This is a genomic window from Brevibacillus dissolubilis, assembly GCF_006170445.1.
In the GTDB taxonomy this organism is placed as follows: Bacteria; Bacillota; Bacilli; order Brevibacillales; family Brevibacillaceae; genus Brevibacillus_B; species Brevibacillus_B dissolubilis.
Genome location: NZ_VCNA01000015.1, coordinates 75,858 through 101,362 on the forward strand (window position 1 = coordinate 75,858; position 25,505 = coordinate 101,362).

22 protein-coding genes are annotated in these 25,505 nt (G+C 45.9%); 2 read left to right on the plus strand and 20 right to left on the minus strand.

The window, feature by feature from the left end; all coding sequences use genetic code 11:
- Positions 1 to 62: 62 nt before the first annotated feature.
- Positions 63 to 764, minus strand: a complete 702-nt coding sequence (locus FGI41_RS22045) for a Crp/Fnr family transcriptional regulator (protein WP_139492460.1) — start codon at positions 762 to 764, stop codon at positions 63 to 65.
- A gap of 120 nt (positions 765 to 884) precedes the next feature.
- Between FGI41_RS22045 and FGI41_RS22050 the strand changes: the two genes are divergently transcribed.
- Entirely contained in the window at positions 885 to 1,220 is a 336-nt protein-coding gene (locus FGI41_RS22050; protein ID WP_139492461.1) for a DoxX family protein, read from the plus strand.
- Between the two features lie 613 nt (positions 1,221 to 1,833).
- Here the strand turns inward: FGI41_RS22050 and FGI41_RS25165 are convergent.
- The 14 genes from FGI41_RS25165 to FGI41_RS22120 all read right to left on the minus strand — a co-directional run bounded on the left by FGI41_RS25165 (position 1,834) and on the right by FGI41_RS22120 (position 19,405).
- On the minus strand, positions 1,834 to 2,595 hold the full coding sequence (locus FGI41_RS25165; RefSeq protein ID WP_176560395.1) for a PD-(D/E)XK nuclease domain-containing protein: 762 nt from the start codon (positions 2,593 to 2,595) through the stop codon (positions 1,834 to 1,836).
- Entirely contained in the window at positions 2,585 to 4,447 is a 1,863-nt protein-coding gene (locus FGI41_RS22060) for a hypothetical protein (protein ID WP_139492462.1), read from the minus strand. The genes FGI41_RS25165 and FGI41_RS22060 overlap by 11 nt, the downstream gene beginning before the upstream one ends.
- Positions 4,448 to 4,684: 237 nt before the next feature.
- Positions 4,685 to 6,187 (minus strand): malate:quinone oxidoreductase, encoded by a 1,503-nt coding sequence (locus FGI41_RS22065; protein ID WP_139492463.1) that lies wholly within the window; start codon positions 6,185 to 6,187, stop codon positions 4,685 to 4,687.
- A 420-nt stretch (positions 6,188 to 6,607) separates the two neighbouring features.
- Positions 6,608 to 7,447, minus strand: a complete 840-nt coding sequence (licT, locus tag FGI41_RS22070) for a BglG family transcription antiterminator LicT (RefSeq protein WP_139492464.1) — start codon at positions 7,445 to 7,447, stop codon at positions 6,608 to 6,610.
- Positions 7,444 to 7,962, minus strand: coding sequence for a PTS sugar transporter subunit IIA (locus FGI41_RS22075; protein ID WP_255298596.1), 519 nt, complete (start codon positions 7,960 to 7,962; stop codon positions 7,444 to 7,446). The genes licT and FGI41_RS22075 overlap by 4 nt, the downstream gene beginning before the upstream one ends.
- A 32-nt stretch (positions 7,963 to 7,994) precedes the next feature.
- Entirely contained in the window at positions 7,995 to 9,383 is a 1,389-nt protein-coding gene (locus FGI41_RS22080) for a sucrose-specific PTS transporter subunit IIBC (protein WP_139492465.1), read from the minus strand.
- Positions 9,384 to 9,454: 71 nt separating this feature from the next.
- The gene (locus FGI41_RS22085) at positions 9,455 to 10,777 is read right to left on the minus strand and encodes a glycoside hydrolase family 68 protein (protein ID WP_139492466.1); all 1,323 of its coding nucleotides are present in this window, start codon (positions 10,775 to 10,777) and stop codon (positions 9,455 to 9,457) included.
- A 99-nt stretch (positions 10,778 to 10,876) separates the two neighbouring features.
- Positions 10,877 to 12,217 carry a glycoside hydrolase family 68 protein gene (locus FGI41_RS22090; protein WP_139492467.1) on the minus strand — a complete coding sequence of 447 codons (1,341 nt, stop codon included), beginning with the start codon at positions 12,215 to 12,217 and terminating at the stop codon, positions 10,877 to 10,879.
- A 31-nt stretch (positions 12,218 to 12,248) separates the two neighbouring features.
- The gene (locus FGI41_RS22095; RefSeq protein ID WP_218015250.1) at positions 12,249 to 13,574 is read right to left on the minus strand and encodes a glycoside hydrolase family 68 protein; all 1,326 of its coding nucleotides are present in this window, start codon (positions 13,572 to 13,574) and stop codon (positions 12,249 to 12,251) included.
- Positions 13,575 to 14,179: 605 nt separating this feature from the next.
- Complete coding sequence (locus FGI41_RS22100; protein ID WP_176560396.1) at positions 14,180 to 15,178, minus strand: GTPase; 999 nt, start codon at positions 15,176 to 15,178, stop codon at positions 14,180 to 14,182.
- Positions 15,179 to 16,327: 1,149 nt separating this feature from the next.
- Positions 16,328 to 16,807 (minus strand): 23S rRNA (pseudouridine(1915)-N(3))-methyltransferase RlmH, encoded by a 480-nt coding sequence (rlmH, locus tag FGI41_RS22105; protein WP_139492531.1) that lies wholly within the window; start codon positions 16,805 to 16,807, stop codon positions 16,328 to 16,330.
- A gap of 9 nt (positions 16,808 to 16,816) precedes the next feature.
- Entirely contained in the window at positions 16,817 to 17,071 is a 255-nt protein-coding gene (locus tag FGI41_RS22110) for a CxxH/CxxC protein (RefSeq protein WP_139492468.1), read from the minus strand.
- Between the two features lie 136 nt (positions 17,072 to 17,207).
- Positions 17,208 to 17,984, minus strand: a complete 777-nt coding sequence (locus tag FGI41_RS22115) for a glycoside hydrolase family 75 protein (protein WP_176560397.1) — start codon at positions 17,982 to 17,984, stop codon at positions 17,208 to 17,210.
- Between the two features lie 194 nt (positions 17,985 to 18,178).
- A complete protein-coding gene (locus FGI41_RS22120) occupies positions 18,179 to 19,405 on the minus strand; it encodes a S1C family serine protease (RefSeq protein ID WP_139492470.1) in 1,227 nt (408 codons plus the stop codon).
- Between the two features lie 211 nt (positions 19,406 to 19,616).
- On the opposite strand from FGI41_RS22120, the gene FGI41_RS22125 reads away from it, so the two are divergent.
- On the plus strand, positions 19,617 to 19,961 hold the full coding sequence (locus FGI41_RS22125) for a hypothetical protein (RefSeq protein ID WP_139492471.1): 345 nt from the start codon (positions 19,617 to 19,619) through the stop codon (positions 19,959 to 19,961).
- Here FGI41_RS22125 and FGI41_RS22130 read toward each other — a convergent pair.
- The 5 genes from FGI41_RS22130 to yycF are packed head-to-tail and all read right to left on the minus strand — an operon-like array spanning position 19,939 to position 25,469.
- On the minus strand, positions 19,939 to 20,727 hold the full coding sequence (locus FGI41_RS22130) for an MBL fold metallo-hydrolase (RefSeq protein ID WP_139492472.1): 789 nt from the start codon (positions 20,725 to 20,727) through the stop codon (positions 19,939 to 19,941). The two genes, FGI41_RS22125 and FGI41_RS22130, sit on opposite strands and share 23 nt — an antisense overlap.
- A gap of 42 nt (positions 20,728 to 20,769) precedes the next feature.
- Positions 20,770 to 21,558, minus strand: a complete 789-nt coding sequence (locus FGI41_RS22135; RefSeq protein WP_139492473.1) for a two-component system regulatory protein YycI — start codon at positions 21,556 to 21,558, stop codon at positions 20,770 to 20,772.
- Entirely contained in the window at positions 21,545 to 22,930 is a 1,386-nt protein-coding gene (locus FGI41_RS22140; protein WP_139492474.1) for a YycH family regulatory protein, read from the minus strand. Before FGI41_RS22140 ends, FGI41_RS22135 begins: the two co-directional genes overlap by 14 nt.
- Positions 22,927 to 24,765: a cell wall metabolism sensor histidine kinase WalK gene (gene walK, locus FGI41_RS22145; protein WP_139492475.1), complete on the minus strand. Its 1,839-nt coding sequence runs from the start codon at positions 24,763 to 24,765 to the stop codon at positions 22,927 to 22,929. Before walK ends, FGI41_RS22140 begins: the two co-directional genes overlap by 4 nt.
- Positions 24,765 to 25,469 (minus strand): response regulator YycF, encoded by a 705-nt coding sequence (gene yycF, locus FGI41_RS22150; RefSeq protein ID WP_139492476.1) that lies wholly within the window; start codon positions 25,467 to 25,469, stop codon positions 24,765 to 24,767. The genes walK and yycF overlap by 1 nt, the downstream gene beginning before the upstream one ends.
- Positions 25,470 to 25,505 lie beyond the last annotated feature (36 nt).

The window sequence follows — 25,505 nt, forward strand, 5'->3', positions numbered from 1 at the left end:
GGATGCTTTTCACAGTAGCCGTCAGAGGAAAGTTTTCACCTACAGCTCAGAAGTTTTTCTTTTCAATCGCATGCCTCCATCGCCCTCAATATCCGCTCCGGCTGTACGGATAATGGACCGCGTAGACCAGCCCTGCTGATCAGCCCTTCGGCTACAAAAATCTTCAATTGCTCCGTCACGGTCTCACGAATACTCCCAGCAATACTGGCTAATTCTTGATGCGTAAGCTTGACCTCCAACTGAACCCATCCCTGGTCTGAATCCAGTTTTCTCCCAAACTTTTGCGATAGCTTATAGAGCAAAAAGAGGAGTCTTTTCCGCACGCTTCCGTAGGCGATGAGTTCGAGCATTTCCTCTACCTCTTTTAACCGCATAGATACGATCTCAATCATCTTCAGCCCCAGCTCTGGGTGTGACTTAACCACCGCCTCGAATTCCTCTTTGCCCACACTGCAAATGATCGAATCTTCTATGGTTTCCGCGTACAAACGATCTGACCATGTCGTGAAGAGTCCGATCTCACCAAAAATGTGGCCCTCTCCTAATAGATCAACGGTTAATTCTTTCCCTGATGGCGATACCCGGTACAGTCGAACCATCCCTGATTTCACCAAAAACAGCCGTTTTTGTGGCAGATGCGGAGAAACAATCAGCGTTTTTCTTTTGACGATCTTCGCTGGAGTCACATGCTCTAGATTCTGTATTTGTTCCATGTCCAACTCATTAAATAATTGAATCCGGGATAGATACATCGTTTTATCCAAAACAATCCCTCCTGCCTCCGACTTTGTAGGCTGCCCTACATTCAGACATGTTCCCCCTACTTTATACTGTACTACAGAAAGCCAGGTACAAATATCAAAAGGGAGAGTGTTTGTTGGATTATGGTCACTTCCATCATTCAGGTCGTCTTAGTTATTATGTTTGCCATCTCGGTTGCCATGAAATTTCTGCGAACCAAAAACATGGTGCAGCATTGGAATGAATATCGGTACCCGTTCTGGTTCATGTATGTCATCGCTACTCTTGAGGGGATTGGTGCTCTTGGGATGCTGGGGGGATTTGTGTATCCGCAGCTGTTAAACTATGCTGCTGCATTGCTTGCAGTACTTATGGCAGGTGCCATTCATGCTCATTTATTCAGGGCTAGGCATAAGCCTTATATGGCGAGCAATGCCTTGCTGATGTTGGGCTTGTGCATCGTTCTTATTGCGATGTAGCAAGTCCTCTTGTGGTTGCTGGTGGTACTGCTCACCGTAGCCTCTCATCCAGCTAATTATGAAAAAAGAACCTACTATTTAGAGATAAACTATGACTCCGATGATGGACACTTAATTAACGAACCCCTGGTTGCTATGCGACCGGAAGAGGACTTTGAATTCATCAAGAGTCAATTTTTTGATGACTATTAATAACGACTTTGATTGTAGAAGATTATATAGGAATCAAATTGAGCCCGTACTTACTCAATTGATATATTGTCACGGTGCTCAAGTTGTTACATTTCAAATTTCGCTGAAAACGACTTTCTCGCTTACCTATGGTTTGGCTCGTGTTCCCTCCCCCGCCGATCTTACAAAATTAATTAGTTTATAACACAAATCACCCGCAAGAGGATCACTTTTTCAAGTGTCCATCTTACGGGTCATAGTACAAAGTTAACGGTTTTAACTTGGTATGAAGGGGTTTGATAAAAGTATAGTCACTTGCTGAATAAAAATCAGGGAATTATTAGGGGATAGGTTTGCATATACCACTCATACCTAAATCAAATAACTGAATCAAAAATCTCACTCATATATAACAAGCCTGTTCATAATATTAAAACAAAGGTTATTTAGGGAAAATATAGACGCCTACTTTTAATTTTTCGGAGCTTTTTTTCATTAAATCTGATTCAATACCTGCAGGGTTTCCAATACGTCCCTCAGGATCATATACAAAACAAACTAAATAATCACAATCTGGATGTACCTCATATGTTGAAATATCAATTAACAATTCTTCTCCAATTTCCTTGTCAGCCAATCCTCTTCTTGTCTTTTTTACCTCTATTACCACCCTCTCCTTCTTCAAAAGGAAATCTACTCTTCTTGAACCCCCTGCATAGCTTGGTGTCCATTCCTCTGGCCTAATGTCATCAAAATATAGATGTAATAAAGCACGTAGTAAATCTTGTACATCATATTCATCGCCTACATCTAAAGTGCCTCTATTACCATGTCTACTACGCAATTGCCTCGCTATTTTATGGAATCTATTGAAAATATTTTCAATAGATTTAATGACATCAATATCTTCTGATGGTCCTATAATCTCAAGTAATCTATTATATATTTGTGATACTTTCAAATTGATCTCCTGATGTTTTTCGATTTCTTTTGGAGATCCGGCCCTTGACCTTTGATTAGGTGGTACCTCCAGGATTAAGGGTACATCAGCGAAATGACCCATTTTTTGTAACGATATCAAAATCTGGTTATATTGTTCTAAATATAAGTTATAAGAAAAATATTTAGAAGAATCATAGTCTTTTTCGCTGTTTTTACCCAATCTCTCCAGGTCTTTTAAAAAAGTTTCTAATTTAACTTCCATTAATATCATCCTCTTGTTCCTCTAAACTATAATAATAATTTCTATTATTTATACTTTTAATAGAGATCTTTTTATTTTTTTCGAGAACTCTTGTTGCCCAAGATGAGACCTTTTGTCTACTGCAACCAACGGCATCCGCTATTTCTATAGCCGTCATTGCCTCATCTTCGCTTAAGGCACTTATTAATCCTAAGATTTTTATCTCAATTTCCGTATAATTACCTTTTGTTGCTGGTTGTACCTTGGCTTGAATCTCTTCTAAAATTGTATCATCATCAAAACATCTTTTGATTTTGAACCTAGCAACTTCGTTTTCTTCATAAATATGACCACAAGTACTACATTTATAGTTTTTTTGATTACTTGTTATAAAATATGGATCATAGTTACTTAGTACCGAATCATAGATAAATCTTACTGCGGTAAATTCATCTTTTTCTTCAGCATATCTAATATTATTTTCCAAACATACCCCGTAATCGAGTGCGTAGAGGTAGTAATTCCCCCCATATTTAGAAGCCCTATCTTCTTCCAGAAGATGAACTAAAAAGTTCTCACAAAATACATTCATATATTCTTTTCTAATTGGATCAATCATAAAATGGCTTGATGGACGTTCTGCATTCTTTTCCTTTTCGTTTAAGGCTCTGTTTAATAGCTCTTTCCACATTTGTGAATAAAAACTTGGAATTAATTTTTTCTTATTACTTCCTTCAAATTGCTTATAATATATTTTTCTTACACTTCTAATACCATAGTTAACTTCAGATATGCCTATTTTGTTATCAGATTCTACTCCATTTTGCGCTTGATTCCAAGCATATTGTAGTACCAAACCTAATGTCCTAGGAACTCCTAATGTTTGTCGAGCTAGCCTATTATGCAAGATCTCTTTTGATATTTTAAAAATGTCAGTAAAGCGAATTTCAGGACAAAATATTTCTAGCCTCTTATCCAATATCATTTCTACAAATTCTTGCATTTTCCTTATCGCAACGACTGTTCCTCCGTATCTCTCAACAAAATCATTTAGATCCAAAGATATTGGGTATATATCTCTCCCTATTCTGATTTTAGATCCAAAATTAAATCTATCGGATATTACACCTATTTTAAAAAACATATTAATTTTGGAACCAAGGAATTTTTGGAATAGTACGGAGAATTTCTCCTGTTCTTCATCGGATAAATCTGAGAATTCATCGATAAATATAAATATTTTACTAATCCCAGCTTTAATTCTTATAGCATTAATCTTATTTAAAAACTGTTGAATATTAAGATTATCAATTGTATCAAAGGACATTTGCGTTCCTTCTATACTTTCGATAACTTGTAGTTCAACTCTTAGGTAATGAATTAAAATACTTTCAATATAATCTAACTCATCAAATAAGGTATCATTTTTTTTGAATTCCATTAACTCAACAGGGTTAAAGATAATTTCCAACTGTTTTTTTAATTCGTCGATTATTTGCAAAATAAAACTCACTTCAATCGAGTCATCATTTTCTTCCTTCGTGAATATCTCTCTGCATTTACTAAGATCTATGAAAATAGGTAATATTCTCTCATTTGAAAAATAATTACTCTCGCCAAATTTTATTGGCATCAAAGTTTTAATACATTCAAAATAGCCGCGTATTAACAATGCAGTTTTACCGGTCCCCCTTCTGCCGTTAATATAGTTATCCTGTTGCTGTAGTAAACTACTTATATTATTATAAAAATCTACATAGTACTTCTCTAAACTATTTAATTGATCTATTTGGTCTAATGAAATATAGTCTGAGCGCAAAATGGATTCAAAAGCAGTTTTAATATTGTTTATTTGTTTCTGAGTTAAACTCAAGACGCTCCCCCCTTATTTACTAATTATACAAACCATTATAACTTTTGAATTTTAGAATTCATATAAAAAGTCAATCGACGGTATAATGTTAAAAACAACTGTTTAAATAAGCAATTCTCCAGACAAATATCTCGTTCTCTTTTTAAACGGCTCATTGACCCCTCTACCTGCGAGTTTTGAAAAAAGAACCTTCAATCCAAAGAGGATAGAAGGTTCTTTTTTTCTACATCCAAAGCATTAACTATAAGCTACTTCTTTTTCACTCAAACCAAGCGCCTGCGCTGTTGCAGCATGAAGCTCTTTGAAAAGCTCTGGGTTTTCCACTAAGGACACACCATAAGAAGGAATCATTTCTTTGATTTTCGCTCCCCACTCATTCATACGGTCTGGGAAGCATTTTTGCAATACCTCAAGCATAACGTGAACGGCCGTAGAAGCACCTGGAGAAGCTCCAAGCAATGCAGCTACCGAGCCATCAGCGGCACTGACCACTTCGGTACCGAACTGAAGGGTTCCCCGACCACCGGCCTCTGTATCCTTGATTACCTGTACACGTTGGCCCGCTACTACCAGATCCCAGTCCTCGCTCTTCGCGTTCGGGATAAACTCACGCAACTCTTCCATGCGCTGTTCTTTGGATAACAGAACTTGCTGGATGAGGTATTTGGTCAAGGACATCTCTTTTGCGCCTGCTGCCAACATCGTGACGACATTGTTCGGTTTTACAGAACCGATCAAATCCATATTGGAACCCGTTTTTAAGAACTTCGGTGAGAAGCCGGCAAACGGTCCGAACAGCAGTGTTTTTTTGTTGTCGATATATCTTGTATCCAGATGCGGTACAGACATTGGAGGAGCTCCAACCTTCGCCTTACCATATACTTTGGCATGGTGCTTCTCTACCACTTCTTGATTTTTACATACCATGAACAGTCCGCTTACCGGGAATCCACCAATGCGTTTGGACTCAGGAATACCGGTCTTTTGCAGTAAGAGCAGACTTCCGCCACCACCGCCGATAAAGACGAATTTCGCATTATGGAATTCGATCAGACCGCTTTCCATGCCACGCGTTTTCACTTCCCACGTGCCGTCTTCATTACGTTGAATATCATCCACACTGGTCTTGTAGTTGATCTCGACATTTTTGCTCTTCAGGTGGTCGAACAACATGCGTGTCAACGCACCGAAGTTGACATCTGTTCCGGAGTCGATTTTGGTTGCCGCGATCGGTTCATTGGATGTACGGCCTTCCATGATCAGCGGAATCCATTCCTTCAGCTTCGCAGGGTCATCGGAGTATTCCATCCCTTGGAACAGAGGATTGTTTGAGAGCGCTTCAAAACGCTTTTTCAAAAAGGATACGTTATTATCGCCTTGTACCATACTCATATGAGGCAATGGCATGATAAAGTCATGAGGATTATTGATCAGCTTGCTGTTCACAAGATAAGACCAAAACTGCATGGAAACCTGGAACTGTTCATTAATTTTGATCGCTTTGCTAACATCTATAGATCCGTCCGGTTTTTCGGATGTATAGTTAAGCTCACACAATGCAGCATGGCCCGTCCCTGCATTATTCCATTCGTTCGAGCTCTCTTCCCCCGCGCTTGGGAGCTTCTCGAACACTTTAATTTCCCATTCAGGTGCTAACTCTTTCAGTAATGTTCCCAAAGTTGCGCTCATGACACCGGCACCAATTAAGATAACGTCTGTTGTTTTCTGTTTGTTGCTCATGATAACCTTCCTTATCCCCTTAATATTTGTAAAAAGAGTAGGCGCTCCTGCTTAGGTGTCACAAAAAGCAAGGCGCCACCTAGGAACTCACCATTTCTGTCTCCATTACTACTATACCATAGTCTACTGTCATTATTTATAGATTAAAGTATCTAGTACTATCTTACAATTGGAAAGTGGGTAAAGCAGGGAAAAGGGGGGTGAGTTAGTCCAAAAGGGCCCTAGGAAGACACAACAAAGAAGGTCCCATTCCCGTAAACATTGTCATTCATCCTGCCCCAGAGGTCAAGGCTACGCTTTGCCTACCTCCATTGACTTCTCGGACAAGAAGAATGCCTGTTCACTTCTGGAATGAAACCTATGGTAACAAGCAAAATTGAGTGTACACAAAACTCTGGACAGACCCCCTTCCTCCTTTTATCACGTCGACAATCTGCTATAAATCCGTTGAATTTGCATCGTAATATACACCAACTCCATTTCCGGGAGCTCAAAATCATATTCCTCCCCTAAGAATTCACCTACTTTTTGTGCACAGGAAAAAGCTTTCTTATATTTTTCTTTTACAATCTCCGACATCTCTGCTTCCAAATCCAAGAACGATTCACCGGTTTCCGAGCGTTGTACAGCAAAGCGCAAGTGCGTGATCAATCGCTCATACGAAACCGTTTCTTCCGCAATCTTGATAGCTAAGCAATCTTCGATGATCTCTACCATATCCCGGATCATTGACGTGATATCCAATGTTTTTGCCATATCTCCGGCATTCATCTTCGCTGTATGAATGTGCAGGGCGATATAGCCCACCTCGTCTTCCGGGATTTCAATTCCCAGCTTCTCACTGATCAACGCTTTTGCCCAGCAGCCAATCTGAAATTCTTTCGGGTACAAAATTTTGATTTCATTCAGTAAGGTGTTTTTGATAGCCATTCCCTTGGTCAATCGTTCAAGGGCAAATGATAGGTGATCCGTCAGGGCGATATGAATATGCTCATGTAAGGAAACACCCAGCTCTTTTTCTGTATGGGAGATGATTTCCTCTGCAACCTGGATATGCTCCTCAGGCAGTGTTGTAACGATTTCTTCGAATTTTTCGTACTCTGAGCGATCTTTCATGACAAAAACTTTTTCGATTTTCGCTTGGGCTACGGGATCGTTCTTTTTCTTCTGGAACCCAAGCCCTAACCCCATGACGATTTTCTCTTCTCCCTGATCACTAACCACAACGGTATTGTTATTTAATACTTTTTTGATTTTCATGGTGTCCTCCATACCTTCGTTTTCATGGAAATCTTCATTACGGGCGTGGTTCCCATTTGGGCTAAAGTAGGCGATAGGATTTCCAGTCGGTCAACTTGATTCGGGTTGGTGATCACGATGGGGGTAATCATACTTGTGGCCTTCTGTTTGACGAGATCGAGGGAAAACTCTAACAGGGGCTGCCCTGTCTTCACCCGGTCGCCCTCTTTGACGAATTCCTTAAATCCTAGGCCATCCATGAACACTGTATCTACGCCGATGTGAATCAATAGCTCCAATCCGCTTTTGGAACCGATGCCAATCGCATGTCTGGTCGGAAACACATAGATGACCTCTCCATCTACAGGTGAGCACACTTTCCCTTCCGTCGGCTCAATGGCTATGCCTTCGCCCAATTTCTTTTCGGAAAAAGCAGGGTCTGGCACTGCCTCCATATTCAGCACTTTTCCGCTTAGAGGAGCAAACAGGATCTCTTCTGTCTTCTTCTCTCTCAACCGCATCCATCTGGGTAACACGTCGAGCTCCCTCCTCCCCGGCACGAATTCTTCTATTCCTTCTCTTCCTTTATTCCCATAATCCAGGTAGCCAAAAAAGCAGTAACAACCGAAACGGCAAAGCCGATGAGATAATGAATGAGGTTAGACAAACCAAGTGGCGCTGTGATCGCGATCATAGGGATTCCCGTTAAACCGTAGGAATTGGCTGCGACATGCGTATAGACAACATAGGCCCCGCCTAGTGCCCCTCCAATCGCCGCTCCAATAAAAGGCTTCACCAATCGGAGGTTAATTCCGAAAATAACAGGTTCAATGATGCCTAAAAATGCTGAAAGAGCAGCAGGTATGGCGATCTCCCTCAATTTCTGATGTTTCGTTTTGAAAAATACGGCTAATGCGGCACCGCCTTGGGCAACATTCGCCATCGACCAAATGGGCAACAAGAAGTTGACTCCAACTGTAGGATCAGCCAGCAGCCCTGCCTCGATCGCGTGTATACCATGATGCAATCCAGTAATCACAATGAAGGTATATAACCCGCCAAAAAGGAATCCGGCCATGAATCCGCCTACCTGAAAGAGATAAGCCAAGCTGTTTGTAATCAAGCCACCGATCCACAGACCCAGAGGCCCAATCGCCAATAAGGATATGACACCAGTCAAGACAACGGTCAAGAACGGGATCACCAATAAATCCAAGTAACCTGGTATCCATTTGCGCAACCCTTTTTCAATCTTGCCCATCACGTACACCGATAACAGTATAGGAATGACCGTACCTTGATAACCAATCAATGCGATTTTGAATCCCAATACATCAATATAGTCCGGTGCCCTTGTTCCAAGCTCGAAAGGATTCAATAAAGAAGGATGAGTTAACATGCCGCCAATGACAGCACCCAAGTATGGGTTGCTTCCGAATTCTTTGGCACTGCTAAATCCAATCAGGATCGGTAAAATAATAAAGGCTGAACTAGATAAGATACTAAGCATCCTCATCCATGCACTGTCTGGAGCAATCCAGTCAAATGCCTTCACCATACCGATCAAACCCATTAATAAGCCACTCGCCACGATGGCGGGGATAATGGGTACGAAGATGCCGGATAAGGTCTTTACAAATCGGGGGATTAGGCTTGGCTTAATCTGGTTTGTCTCGACGGAGAGGGGGAGGTCTGCAGATACCGGTCCCTCCGCTTCTATTTCCATCAATGCCTTATAAATTTTGTTCACTCTGCCTGCCCCGTAAATAATCTGGATTTCCCCGTGTCTCGTATACACGCCTTCCACACTATCCATCTTTTCAATAGAAGCAGTATCTACGATCGCTTCGTCATGTAACGTTAAGCGGAGGCGGGAGGCACAATGAGTGGCCCCCGCGATATTTTCTTTTCCTCCTACTAACGGTAAAAGCTTTTCGACCATTTCCTTTGGATTGATTCTGGCTATGTTCGGTTCCTCCTTGTCGTTATGCCCAACAGCAGTATACTGAACGTAAAAAAGCTTCTATCTTAATGAAATACACCCTGTTTCTTTTCATGGACAACTTTCGTTTGATCACCGGTAATCGAAAGATGTAAAGATGGCGCAAGCATACCGCCAAAATGTTCCCTTTGATAGTCTGGTGATTGTTCACCAATCTCATGAATGTTTTGCCCGTCCACATCCACATAGTTCACAAAACTGATCACCGTACCGTTAGGCATGACCATCCACGAGTAGGCTTGATACGGATTGTCTTGGGGGTTAGCAATGACCAGTCCGCTGCCATTAAGCGGCTGATAGCCTCCCATTAATGAAGCAGACGTAAAACCATACAATCCTTCTGGTGCATCAAGACCCAGCGCGAACTTTTCATGATGCGTCTTGGTGAACAGATAATAACGATTCCCTTTCACAATCATGCCCGGGCGCTCCAACTCTTCATTGACGCAGTTGGCTTCTAGCACTGGAGGCAGAATTTGAAATTCTGTGAGATTATCATTTACAGCCTTTGCCACGCCTATACTTCCGTTATAAGACTTCGACTCTTCTGTAAGATCGGTATTGGGATGTTCCGGCTGGCAAGTCCGTTGTGCCAATGACCCGGCAGAATTCGCTTCAAATAAAAGGTACTCTTCCCCCGTTTTGGGATCCTGGAAAAAGTATGGGTCACGGAAGGCGTAGGAAGACTCTCCTTGGCCCGCTTGTTCCTGGGTTTGATAGTATTGGCCATCCGGTTCAAGAATCACTTTATGATCAGACCAATTGGCAAAGGTAACAGAAGCATCGGTTGTCTTGATCTCAGCCGTTGCTGTAGCCAATCGCTGCTCATAGGTCAGGTGAGTTTCATTTTTTCGTCCTGTTGCTGTATAGAAGATATGTAGTTTTCCGTTTTTATCGACTATGGCCGAGCCTGCCCATTGTCTGGAGCCTAACGCTTGTCCATCATTAAATAAGAGGCCCCCGACCTTCCAGCTTTGACCGTCCTTTGAATAAAAATATCGGATTCCCGCCGTATCGTGCCGCTTCCCTGGAATGACATCGCTTGGGACAGTGAGAGCAAATATGATTTTATAACCGTTGACTACCGCGAGATTCCCGTTGCGATCCTGTAGCGGCCAGGTATCCCACACATGGTACTCCGGTGCCATCTCTTCAAGGTCTTCCATCTGAATGACAGGCGCAGTATTGTTTTCATTCATATCAATATGACTTACGGCTTCTCTCGACCAGTTGAATACCGTTGACGTTGAAGTTCCTTGCGCAAAAACGCCAGTACCTGTGGTGGCGGTCATAATCGCAGAAGCTCCGATCACGGCTGCCGAAAAGAGTTTTACATTTTTCCAATTCATAACGTAGCCTCCTATCATTTTATTCGTCCGACAATAATGGAATAGCATGGTCAACCAGCCGTTTGCCGATTGACCATGCTTATTGATTCGGTGGAGATTTTATTGCTTAATGGTGCCTGGATTCAGCTCGTTTTCTACTTTGGTCCGGTCGCCTTTGATTGACAGTTTCACTGTCGGTGCCAAGGTTCCGCCAAAATGACTGAATTGGTATTCCGGAGTCTGGTTGCCGACGTCACCGATGGACAGGTTGCCCAGATCGCCGAAATGGGCGAAACCGACGACATTCAAGTTAGGGAGAACCAGCCAAGAATAGGCTTGGTACGGATTTTGCGGAGGATTGGCCAGAACCAGTCCGCTTCCATTCAGCGGTTGATATCCGCCGATCAGCGAGTCGGAGACGAAACCATATAACCCTTCCGGCCCGCTTAGACCCTCTGCATATTTGTTGATGTGGCTGTCCGTAAACAGGTAGTACTTTTTATCCTTCACCACGATATGTGGACGCTCAAGCTCTTCGTTTACGTAATTCGCTTCCAGAAGCGGTGGGAGAAGCTTGATTTTCGAAAAATCGCCGCCTTCCACTTCTGCGATGCCGATGTTGCCATTCGCGTGAACAGCACCTGCCGGCACGTTATGCTGCCCGGCGTATTCAGGGCTTCCGACGTACTCTGGTTGAAGCTTGCGGTCGGTAACGGTGCCACCAGAATTCCCTTCGAACAGCAGATATTCTTTGCCCGATTGCGGGTCTTTGAACCACATCGGGTCACGGAAGGCGTACCCTCCGCCTTCACCCTGCTGCGCTTGTTCTTTGGTCTGATAATAGTTCCCGTCCGGTTCCAACAGGATGCGGTGATCGCCCCAGTTTTCGAAGCGGACCCCTTTGTTATCCGCGACGATCTCACCTGTCGCCATGGCCAAGCGCTGCTCGTAGGTCAAGCGCTCTTCCCCTTTGTGCCCAGTCGCGGTGTAGAATGCATGGATTTTTCCGTCGTCCGTCATGGCTGAACCAGCCCATTGGCGGGAACCAAGTGCAGATCCTGTCGGGAACAATTCTCCGCCCAGCGTCCAGTCTTTGCCGTTTTTCGAATAAAAGTAACGGATGGTTGCGATGTCGTGCACCTTGCCCGGCAACACGTCGGCGGGAGCGGAAAGCGCAAAGATCACTTTCCAGCCTTTGATCGAAGCGATATTCCCGTCACGGTCGGTCAGTGCCCACGTATCCCACACGTGATATCCAGGGGCGAATTTCTCCAGTTTGCTGATATCGGTATAAGGTAAGGTATTGTCTTGATTCAGCTCGATCTTCGATGCCTGCTCGCGTGTCCAATGTACGGTCTGATCCCCGTCTTGGGCTTGAACCGGCAACACGGTGAAGCTGGAGGTGGCGATGCTTGCTACCAAAGTGAGCGCGGACCATGTTTTCATGTTTTTACGGATCATGTTATGGCTCCTTTCGATTTAGATTATTGGATTAGCGGTTGGCACCAAATGGTTTGATTTCACCGTTTCGTTGCTCTTTGCCAATCTCTGATTGATCGCCGTTCAAGGATAATTTGAGCGTTGCTGCGAAAGTACCGCCGAATTGGACTTGGCCGTTGGCATCTTTGGGTTCGTTAATGAAGCTGATCACCTGTTGGTTCGGGAGCACCATCCAGGAATATGCTTGGTAAGGATTTTCTTTCGGGTTGCCGATAACCAAGCCGCTTCCGTTCATCGGCTTGTAGTCGCTTCGTAATCCCTTGCCTACAAAGCCGTACACACCGTCAGGACCGGTCAAGCCAGGAGCATAGGTGAAGGTATGGCTGATCGTGAACAGGTAATAGTCATCGCCATTGACCACCACATGTGGACGCTCCAGCTGGTGGTTGGCCCCTACAGATTCAAGCAGTGGCGGCAGAAGCTTCAGCTTGGTAATGTCATGGTCAAGCACTTCCGCGATCCCGATATTACCGTTGTACAATTGTGCGCCTTCTGGAACGCTATGCGTGTTGCGGTATTCCTCGTCCCCGATATTTTCCGGTTTCAAATAATTGCGATCAGTGCCGGCTTGGCCTTCAAAAATGATGTACTCTTTGCCCGTATTCGGATCTTGGAAGAAGAACGGATCGCGGAACGCCGTGATGATGTTGCTCTTCCAGTTCTCAATCGTTTCGTAATACTTGCCGTCCGCTTCAAGGATAATCTGGTGCGGACCTTCGTTGGTCAGATGCACACCGTTTTTATCCGTGTTGATGTCAAATGTAGTCTTAGCGATTCGCTGTACAGCCCTGCGATCCCATCCGTTGTTATCCCAGTTGCTCTTATCTCCGGTAGCCGTATAGAATAGATGAACTTTGCCGTTCTCGTCCATCATCGCTGTCCCGGCCCACTGCATGTGTCCTAATGCCTTGTCATAGTTATATGGAATGCCGGCGTACGTCCAGTCTTTACCGTTCTTCGAATAGAACATGCCGATGCGAGCTTCCGTGTGGCGGTCACCCCAACCAAGAGAACGCGGAGCGACCAAGGCGAAGGCTACTCTATAGCCGTTCACGATCGCAAGGGAGCCGTCTCTGTTCTGAAGCGGCCAGGTGTCCCACACCCATTGATCAGGTGCGACCAGTTTGAAGTCCATATCGACCAGCGGAGCTGTATTCTCTTTCGTGAGCGCAACCTTTTCTGCTTGCTGGCGGGACCAGATCGCAGTGTGATCATCAGCGACACCCGCTGCGAACGCCGGGATTGCAGCAAGGAAGTTCGCTGCAACTACTGTGGAGATAACCATTTTTTTATAGATCGATTTACGAGCTTTCATCATTGTCTAACATCCTCCCTTTGATTGGTTGCGGGAACGTTACCTCAGCTTGTCATGTGAGAATCCAACAAAAAAAGACCTAAAATGCGCAAGGAGATGTACAGAAAAGGTACACTTTTCCCCCTAACACATTTTAGGTCTTGCCTGCTAATTCCCAGTAACAATCCCACGGTATTCTCTTTTCACCATCATTCTAAGTTTGTGGAAGATTAAATTCAATAGTTACAAACTCCCTTTAATAGAGGTGGAAAAAGGGGGGGTTTTTCCCGGGGATAATCGTACATTGTGATCTTTACAGGGATGGTGTTGTCATCGGCTATTCATTAGATTACTTAAATAGACTTGGATTAGATCGTATCTTCCATAATATGTTTTGACTAACATAAACTTTTTTTCATTCAGATATCAAACAAAAGTACTATTCAACAATATCTCGTCAGACACGCATATATATGATACATAGTTACATTATTTTCGAGTTTATATTTGTCTGTTACTTGTGATAAGGCTCACCTTACACACTATAAAGGCTAAATGTTTTATAAGGGAAAACGAAAGGACCCAATTAGTTTGTATCAACTAATAACGGGTCCATTCTTTGAATAACTTTAAGACGCTGCTTGCTCACGATACATTTTATACAATTTAGTGATGTTTTCTGCATTGATGTCAATGTTATTTTCATATGCATATTTAACCGCATATCCAAGTGCCAAAGTAGTTGCTCCGGCAACAGTAGCTCCGGCAACTGACCCAACTCCAGGGAAAATTTTCATAATTTGTCTGAAGATGCTCTTGCCTATGTTCCCAACAATAGTGGCAACAACTAACTCTTTTGCAGCATCTTTTGTAATTGGCTTATTATATAGCACTGCCAATCTAGTGAGCAATCCTATTTGTATTCCTGTTATTGGGATAAAATCAGATCCTGGAATTGGTGATGCACCAACTGCACCTGCCGACACAGAAGCACCAATGATCCATGCATTTGCTGTTGCAGATTTCTCCTTTATGCTCTTTGCAAATAAAATATCTTTACTCTTTTTTTTAAGTATTTCGAGGATACTATTTCTTAGCTTATCGATGTTTTCACCAGTGCGTGACGATACAGGTGAGACCTCATAGGTGTCTCCAGTTTCTTTTCTAACCCTTGCTACTAATCTATCGATTTCATCGGCGGCATCAATCTTATTTAAGACAATAATGATATTCTTATTTACACTTTGGATTTTCTCAAAAGATTTTTTCTCAACCTCAGAAAAAACAGTCCCCGCCGCGTTTAAAAAGAATAGAACAATGTCAGCGTTTTTATAGTAGTTAAGTGTTACTGCTGAATTATCCGTTCTAACATCATTCAATCCAGGAGTATCGACAAAATATATATTTTCTTTATATTTATACGGTTTGACTTCAATAGTCTCACCAGGTTCTGCTCCTACCCCAGCAACCTCTTCACCGACAATTCGGTTTATTGTCGAAGATTTTCCCGCATTAACATCACCAATGAGAGCGATGAGGATTTCTTGGTCTAGTTGACTGTTTATTTCATCCATTGCTCTTTCATATGCTTCATCCGCTGCTTTTTTAATATCATCTTCATGATTCATATGGTGCATATCTCCATTCAATGAAATTTTCATGTAGGGCACTCACTCTGATTTTAGCAATATTTTTCAACATAAATATACAAATTCCTGCTCCTCCACTAATTTCTTATATCCATTTCCTATTTATACCCATATATTTTGCCAAGACACAACTGTCGCTCCTGACGCTTTTTTAGATTGAAATTGGCTTGAAGCTGGTGAGTGTCATACTATCCACCGGCTTTCAAATACTTTGGATTTATACTAACCTCCTCATCCAGATATTTCCCCTAGCGCGTATTATCCCTGGACGAATCATTAGCCTGCTCCGTGAAGTACACGCCCAAATTCCCAATCTCAAACTGGAAGTAATCCCTGCCCCTCTGATTTCCGAACATCATTAAGAACTTATCCAGCTCCCGCTTGTTTCCTTTCGCCTCTTTTACAGCAGGCAGTGACGTTAGCTTCCGGAAAGCAAAGGACCCTTCTGCACGTCTCGCAGATGCAGGAAAGGTCCGCTATTGCCGCTTCGAGAACTCGAGCAATAAGCGGTGCAAAGGCCACAATCCTGAGCCGATCATGGTAGACCGACTACATCCTGCCTTCATCTCCGAGCACTATTGCGACATTCATGGTCATATCCCCAAATCCAAAATAGATTTTGGACAACTAAACTAGAACGTAATAAGCAAAGGGATGTTGAGGTTACCAATCACTATTTGAGCAAAAACTGGAACATTCTTAGAGTATGGAAATATCAGTTGTAACAATATTCAGGAAATATAGTGTTGAAGATACCAAACTTCATTAAGCAATCTATATACGAAACTACGGTACTATAGAGAACGTATCTATACAAAGAAAAATATCCTCATGTATTGTGAGGATATTTTCTTATATAGTAAAAAATATTAGGGAGGGAAGATATGAAGAACACAAAATTGAGAATAGCTTGGGGTTTACCATATATCGTGATGGTAGCGGCAAATCTTCTTTTTATTATTTATACATGCCTCATGTGGAACGACTTGGTTAGCGTTAACCGGGAAGGCATATTTATTATATTTGGATTCCTGTTTACACTAGTGAATATCTATGGTGGATTTAAAATAGTTGGTTGGATAAAGCAGAGGAAAATCTAAAAGTGCATAGAGAATCATTTGATACCTCTCACTTATGATAAGGCTCCCCCCGACTAATCCGAAACGCCCGATACACCTGCTCCACCAACACCAGCTTCATCAACTGATGCGGAAACGTCATCTTCGAGAACGACAGCTTCGCATCCGCCCGCTTCAACACCTCATCATGCAACCCCAATGACCCGCCGATCACAAAGGCAATCTGACTCCGTCCATACGTCGCGAGCCTGTCCAGCTCACTCGACAGCTTCTCCGACGTCCACATCTGCCCCTCGATCGCGAGTGCAATCAGATAATGGTCAGGCTTCAGCTGCGCAAGGATCCGTTCGCCCTCCTTGCGCTTTACTTGTTCCATCTCGACCTCGCTCAATTCCTCTGGTGCCTTCTCATCGCTCACCTCAACGAACTGCAACTTGCAATAGGACGACAGGCGTTTGCTGTACTCGCCGATGCCGTCCTTGAGGTATTTCTCTTTTAACTTCCCTACGGATACGATCGTAATGCTTATCACTTCGGCTTACATTCCTTTCACATGCAGAAGAGCGATGTTGCCCTCTGCACCGCAGACCATGCATTTCTTCTCTAATCCAGCTTCGTCAGTATCGACCTCATCCACCTTAAATGTATCTGGAGCGGCCTCGTAATTGTTTACATAGTCGTCTAACTCACGGTCGATGCACTCCATACAGCTGATGCGTACCGGATGCTCAGCGTGGATCGGGGTTTCTTTGCCTTGGATGCGGATGGTTTTGTCTTGGTTGGATGTTGTCATATATGTTCACTCCCACGTTCGATTTGATCTAATCTGTATTCTACCCAACTTTGAGGTAAAAAAGAAAGAGGCGGGGCGAAAACGCTGAAGTCGCGTCTCGCTTGCCGCCTTTTTGGATTTGCCTTTTCACCCGTACTTATCTCAGCTGCCCTTGGATTGCTTCTACTTGCGCTTGGCCTCCCCAGGCATTGAAGTACTGAGCCGCCGTTTGACGGATCTCTTCTATGGATGGTACGGTACCTTGCCCTTTTCCTGAGCCGGGAAAAACCAGATAGATGATGGACTTGGTCTCTTCGCCACCTGTGTTGGGATTATCGTCAATACCCAGCTCCCGCGCCAACGCTAGTGAACCTTCTCCAATAAAATGACCGAGGAACGCATCCGCAAAAATAGCATAAGCCATCTTGCCGTTTTTGGTATTGATGACGACTCCCAGATCACCAATCCGGACTGGCCCCCATTTGGGATCTTTATAGTGAGGATACGGGAGTACAAAATAAGGATAGACATTCGGGTCTACATAGGCTCTCGGGTCACATCTGTTTTGGAGCCAGTAAGTAAAGTCGTACAGAGAGGTTCCAGATGGATAATAACCAGGATGTGGATCGCCTTGCCGTTGTACAGGACACAGCCGGCCACGTTCGTCTTTTGCGATTGCGTGAACATTAAAATCGGTTTTGGCTAATCTCCTGTTCGGATGGTAAGCAGCGGGATCACCATCTATATCGATATCCATATCGCTTTTAAAAATAACGGCATTCTTATAGCGATAGATCACGGCTCCCTCACGGCCTTGGATCGTTTCGATTTTCACCAATCGATCGCTGCTTTCTCTTTGTGGAAAAAACGATGGATACGGATTGGCTGCACCATAAAGAGGGTGATAATGATACGGGTCTGGTTGCCATCGCATGTTCATGTTCTCCTTTCAACGAAACGCTTCACCATACCTTATGTGTTCACCTACATCGGAGTGCGGTGTTGTAAGGAAAAAAAGAGGCGGAGCGAAAACGCTGAAGTCGCGTGGTCGCTACCGCCTAAAAGGATTCTATCTTATAGAAAAAGGGGGATTGTGAAGAAGAAAAACGGTGCTGCTGGTTCCTGCTATTATTGCTTAGAGCTTTCGCCCAGTGTTACCTTGATGGTCTTCTTGAAGCCGTCGCGGTAGAAGGTGACTTCCACGCTGTCTCCCGGCTTTTTGTTAATCGTCAGGTACTTGAGCAGTTGAGCACTGCCGGTCACTTCCTTGCCGTCGAGTGCGGTGATGACGTCGTATTGACGCAGGCCGCCACGGGAGGCTGGGGAGAGTTCGCTGACGTTCCATGCGATGACACCTGATTTGACCTCACTCGGGAGGCGCAGCTCTTCGGTCCAAGCATAGCGTGGGACGGAAGTCAGGTCGCGTGGGGTAATACCCATGTAGGCGCGTTTGAGGTATCCGTCTTTTTCCAGACGCTCGACGATGTTTTTCACGTCGTTGATCGGGATGGCGAAGCCGAGGCCCTCTACACCTTCTCGGGAGATTTTGAGAGTGTTGATCCCGATGACTTGGCCTTGGATGTTGACCAGAGCACCACCAGAGTTACCTGGGTTGATTGCGGCGTCTGTCTGGAGGACGTCAAGCTCCCAGTCGGTTTGACCGTTGTTGTCCACGTCGATTGGCATGGAGCGCTCCAAGGAGCTGATGATTCCTTGGGTCACGGTGCGGGAGAAGCGCATGCCAAGCGGGTTCCCGATGGCGATGGCTGGCTCACCTACCTTGAGTGATTTGGAGTCGCCCAGCTCTGCTACGGCTTTGACCTTGGCTGCGTCGATTTCGAGGACAGCGAGATCTGTCAGCTGATCGTAGCCGAGGACCTTGGCGTCTACCTTGTCACCGCCTGGCAAAGAGATCTCGAGGCGCTCTGCTCCTTCAATGACGTGGTAGTTGGTGATGATGTGTGCTTTGCCGTTGACTTTTTCATAGATGACACCGGAGCCTTCGCCGCTGGTGACGCTGCCGGATTCTTGTGTCCAGATGTTGTTGACGCGTTGGATGTTGGTGATGCCGACGATGGCGTTCTCGACCTTTTCGACGGCGCGGACGACGCCTGTGTCGACATTGAGTGTTACCGGTTGCAGACTGCCGACAAGCTTAGGATCTGTCGCTGCTTCTGCTGTGTTGGGTTGCATGGCTTTGATGTAACCTGCCTGGGTAAGCATCGGTACGGCTGCGAGAACCAGCATACCACCGACGACCGCTGATGTAATGGAAGTCATGATGAGACGGCCCATGCCTGGCTCACGACGTTTTTTTGATTGATTCACTTCATAGATATCATCATAAAAACCCATATCAATCTCTCCTTCCCTACTAATAAGGGTATCAGCTTTGATGAAGAGTTATACTTCCTTCGATGTATTTAGTATAGGATTTGAATTCGGCAAAAAGTCGTAAGGAATGTGGAATTGTTGTGGAATTCCAGCCGTTTTCCCAAGGTTCATGGGCATAAAAAAACAGGACGGGGTATATCCTAGTAAAAACGAAGTAGAAAGGTTGATAGAGATGAGAACCAACTTCAACACCAACATGGAAGTGGACATCCTAGCCAAACTCGCTGATCTTCGTGATGCTGATTACCAGAATACAATCGTCCTGCATGCACTGATCGAACTCTTAATCCAAAAAGGGTTGTTCACCCGCCAAGAGCTGGTCGCCAAAGCAAATCAGCTGGATGCAACGCTTGAGAATCAGATTCACCCAGCCACCGCCCCTGCTGTAGATGGGAATCCACCGACTCCGGGCCATCACCCGATTCCAGACAGCAGACCTGCTACACTGCCGGATCACCAGACTCCCACCGTACCTGACTCCATCTCTGCTTCGACTACAACTCCTCCAGCTTGGTAGGCTTGTGCGGATACGTCTCGCGCAAGTGGATATCGTCTCCCACCTTCAAGCCCTTTTCCTCCAAGATACTCTTCACGGTCAGCTTCGCCAGCTCCATCATATTGTTCTCCTTACTCAGATGGGCGAGGAAGACTCGCTCGGCTTGTCCGCCTAAGACATCTGTCAATGCTTCACCTGCCGCTTCATTGGACAAGTGGCCGACATCGCTTAGGATACGCCGCTTGATGCTCCACGGATAGCCAGACATGCGCAACATTTCTGGATCGTGATTGGATTCGAAAATATAGGCATCCGCGCCTTTGATCGTCTCTTTGATCTTGTCGCTGACATAGCCAAGGTCGGTGGCCAGCGTCAGTTTTTTGTTGCCTTCATAAAAACAGAAGCCCATCGGTTCCGCCGCATCGTGTGAGATCCCAAAAGACTGCACAGTCAAATCTTCGAACTCGCGCGTCTCTCCCACTTCAAACAGCTGGCGCTGCTCCTCGGTAATCGTACCGATCTGGCCGTTCAGCTCCGCCCATGTCTTCATATTGGAGTAAATCGGGATGTTGTAGCGGCGTGCGAGCACACCCACACCGCGGATATGATCGGAGTGCTCGTGTGTGATCAGGATGCCTTTGATCGACTTGGGATCGGCACCGATTTCTTTGAGTGATGCTTCTACGGCTTTGCCAGTGATACCGGCGTCAATTAACAAAGCGGTACGGTCGGTCGCTACATAGATTGCATTGCCTGTACTGCCGCTTGCCAAAACACTGAATCTCACGGTAATTCCCCTTCTTCCTACTTTTCCGCGTTGCCAATTCCACTACTTACTGATCATGATCCGGTTGTCCACCGGGCTCTCCACTGCGCCGGTAAAACCGTTGACGTAATGGATTTCCCCGTTATGGATAAAGCGCCACACCGGAGCAAGTACTTGTATATCTGCGTCATATTTATATCCATAGTATCCGAGCTGGACATTCTCAATCGTTTCGCCACTCTTGATGATCTGTTTATCCACCAGTGAACGAAGTGCCGTATGGGCAAAAATAATCTGTCGCCCAGAGCCTTGATTGCGGACATGCAGATAGGTCTGCTGATAGCCTTTGATCGTCTGACCTTCCACACCGAATTCAAGCAACGCGACGAACAGCGGTAATTGATCATGCATCTGCCAGTATACCAGTGTTCCGTCCAAAGACCAATAGGGGTCTTCTTGGTATTGATCTGCAAACATCACCCGATTGGACATGTAGCGCAAGATCTCTTTTGGTGTCTTCGCGTTACCGATCACGACAGGCTGGGTAAAACGGGAGCGGAGAAGAGAATTCTCCAGTGTAACGCGCTGACCCGGCATTTCTCCCAGATCAATCGTATTGAATCCTTGGTATTCGACGTACAGGTAGCTGAGCGTCGGGGCATCCTGCGGCACTTCTGCTTCCAGCTTGATGTTCTGTCGGCTCAGGTACTGCTCCAGATCTACCTGTCCGCTCTGTCCCGTATCTGCCTCCATCCACTGCTTGGTTTTGGAGATATACACCTGATAGCCGAGGAACAGATCCAGGAACAGAAACGCCAGAATCAAAATACTTTTTGCTCTACTCCAGTCCATTTTCTTTTCCCCTCCCCGGTATCCGTGAACGGGCATCAATCACTTCATAGAGCGTGCCCCACTTCTCGACCACCCAGCTCGGCTTCAGCTCGGCATAGCCCGGCAGGACATTGAGATGATAGGCCAGATAGATATTGCTGATCTCGCTGGTGTCTACCTCTTCACTCTCCAAGTAGTGATACAGCTCTTCCGCTGACATGATCGTGATGTCCTTGTACTGGAAAAACGTATCCAGATCCACAAGCGAGCGCTTCACAGAGATAACTTGTCCCTGCTCCAGTGTCACTTGGATCTGATCCAGCTCATGTCCTTCATTGCTCACTACAGGGTATGCACCGATATGCTGGCGAAACGTAATCTGTGCTCCGCTCTCCCCGCGCTCTTCCAGACTCTCGAAGCGGAATTCATCTGTCCACCCCAGGTGCTGGTTGACAAAAGCAATCGACTCCCGCAGCTTATCCTCATTGGTCAAGAGCGTCTCCGCTTCCTCCAACGCCGGTGAAGTAAACGTCATCGCCTGCTGCCCCTGACGAATCTGGATCGATCGGTTGCCGTCCGTATAGATCATCGTACCGTCACGCTCAATAATCTGACGCACCAGACTCGGATCGAGGAAGTACGTATCGATGAACTGCTTATCGGTAATCGGCAGGTAGTTATAGTTGAACTCTCGCATCTTCTGTGCCTCTTTTGGCAGGTAAAAAATCTGCCAGAAGGTCATCGAGCTGTTGCGTCTAGCCAGACTGTCATCCTCTTTGTATACCTTGAGAATTTGTTCGGGCAAGTATTTGCCAAGCGACAGATACGAGTCCTCCAGATCTTTCGGGTCGACGACGGTACGGGCCCTGACGACTTGTCGGTCCTGATTGGAGATGAACAGCGCGTATACCACACCCTCCGCTTCCTCGTAGTAGAGCCAGATTCGCTCGATCCCTTTCATCTGCTCCTGCATATCCCCACGGAATGTCACGAGCTGGCTGATGACGGATACCGGCACCGCGGCACCGAACTGGATCTCTACGCCCTTCGTTGTCCGGGTCAATGACTCCCACTTATCGTCTGTCAGCGGATAAGCGACAAAATCATAGAAATACCACTTATTCATCTGCGATGTAATCACCCGGTACTGTGCATCGTTATAGACCGCCTTGGTATGACGGTTCAGTCCATAGTGAAACACAATCGCTCTCGGTTCGACCAGTTCCTCGATCTGCTTGGGCTGACCCACTTTATCGGAGGCGGTATACGTCGGTGGAGAGATCAACTCGAACTGCGGCTGGTAGTTCCACAGCATCGAAGTCAGAACAAAACTGATGCTGATCAGAAAAATGAGCAGAATCGACTTGGTTGGCTCACTCCATCGCTTCATCATGCTTCGCCCCCCTCTGTATACGGAATCCAAAAGGTAACGGTCGTTCCCTCATTCAATTCACTGGCCAGCTGAATATCCCCGCCATGCGCACGCACCAGCTCACGTGCGATCGACAGTCCCAGCCCCGTGCCCCCCTGATTGCGGGAACGGGCCTTATCCACCCGGAAAAAGCGCTCAAAAATACGGCGCACATCCCGCTTCGATATCCCAATACCTGTATCGCTGACCGAGATGTACACACGTCCCTGGTCCTTTTGTGCTTTCGCCTGAATAAAAATCTGCCCGCCTTCTGGTGTGTACTTAATCGCATTGGAGACGAGATTGTCCATGATCTGAGTGAACGCATCCCGATCCAGATACAGCGATGGCAAATCGTCAGGTACAACCAAATGAAGCTGAATTCCCTGCTGCACACTCTGCATCTGAAAACGACTCTCCGTATAATGAAGCAATTCTGCCAGATTCGTCTGCTGAAGCTTCAACTGCACTCCCTGTGAATCCATGCGGGAGAGCTGCAGCAAATCGTTGACCAGCCGAATCATCCGCTCCGTCTCATTCATCGTCACCTGCAAAAACTGCTGGGACAGCTCCGGCACTTCCACCGCCCCATCCAGCAACGCCTCGGTGTAGCTCTTGATCGTCGTCAACGGTGTGCGGAGTTCATGCGATACATTGGCGACGAACTCACGACGCTGCTGCTCTAACCGCGCTTCTTCGGTGACATCCTGCAGAACCGCGATGATCCCGCCCTTTTTCCCATGATCAGTCGGAAGCGGAGAAAAGTTGACCCGCAGTAAGACCATCTCCCGGTTGGGCAGCATCATCTCCAGCAGCAACGGCTCCGTCTCCTCTGTATCGGAAAAGAGCGGCATCTCATCCTCTGGTGGCAGCCGAAGCACCTCGTATAAGGTTTTGGCCTGACGAAGCATATCAGCCTCACGGATTCGCAGCATCTCTTCTGCCGACCGATTGATCAGAATGATGCGCCCGTCGCGGTCAGCCGCAATCACCCCGTCACTCATATGGGCCAAAATCTGAGATAGCTTTTCCCGCTCCTCTTCTTGCTGCAAAATCGCGTCCTTGAGCCTTGCCGTCATATAGTTGAAGGCCAATCCTAACTGCCCGATTTCATCACCACTATATACACGTACCACACGATTAAAATCACCCTCCGCTACAGCGGTCGCCTGACGTGTCATCTCTTTGACTGGGATCGTGATTGTACGCGCCAGCACGATGCCCAGCCCAGCGGTAAGCAATAGAGCTATGACCGTCCCTGTGTAGAGGATATTGGTCACTTTATGAATCGTTGTGTACAGTCCCTCCATCGAGGCGACCATGTAGACAGCGCCGTAGATCACATTGCCCCTTTTGACCGGGATCGCGATCACCTTCACCAGATGATCGGTAACCGGATCGATCCGCAGCGATTCATTACGAGTACCGAGCAGAGCGACCGTCACTTCCTTTTGCTGGGTGCGCTGTCCGACGATATTTTTCTGGTTCTCGGTCGTGCTGATCACCGTTCCGTTCTGATCGACGACCTCGACGCTTGCTCCATTGAGCGCCACGAGGTTATTCACAAGGTTGTCGATATCAGCCTGCACATCCTGTTGGACATCCTCTTCGCGGTCACGCAACCGGCTCAGATAACGGTCCAAGTGGGTGGCAAGCAGCGTTCCCTGTGCATTGAGCGTCTCAGTAAAGTTGTTGGTATAGTAGCTCTCCACTTCACGGACAAAATAAGCACCAATCACCTGCATCGCAATCAGGATCAATAGCATGTAGATGACGACTACTTTATACTGGACCGTCTTGAACAGCTGGCGAAACATCACGCCGTTCCTCCTGTCCCCGGATTACGCAGGGTGTATCCCAATCCGCGGCGGGTGATGATGTATTTCGGCTGGCTTGGGTCGTCTTCGATTTTTTCACGCAGACGGCGAATCGTCACATCTACCGTGCGGGCATCTCCGAAGTAATCAAAGCCCCAGACGGCTTGCAGCAAGTGGTCGCGAGTCAACACCTGTCCCAGATGACGGGCGAGATAGACCAGCAGCTCGAATTCTCGGTGCGTCAGGTCGAGGAACTCCCCGTGCTTTGTGCAGGTATAGGATTGCAGGTCAATCTCCAGCTCCATGATCCGCAGCACATTTTTCGGCTTTTCTTCGGTCTTCGGCTTCTGTCTGCGCAGATGGGCTTTGACCCGTGCTACCAGTTCACGCGCACTGAACGGCTTGGTGACATAATCATCAGCCCCAAGCTCCAAACCCAGTACTTTGTCCAATTCCGAATCTTTAGCCGTTAACATAATGATCGGCATATCGTAGCTCTGGCGAATCACCCGGCATACATCCATACCATCACGTACCGGGAGCATGACATCGAGCAAGATCAGATCAGGCTTTTCCAGATGAACCAGCTGCACGGCCTCTTCCCCATCATAGGCACAGACGACCTGGTAGCCCTCTTTTTCTAACGTAAATTTCAGTATATCTGCAATTGGTCTTTCATCGTCAACGACGAGGAGTTTCGCCATTCGCTCTCCCCCTTCTTTTTCACAAGCTTTCGTTAT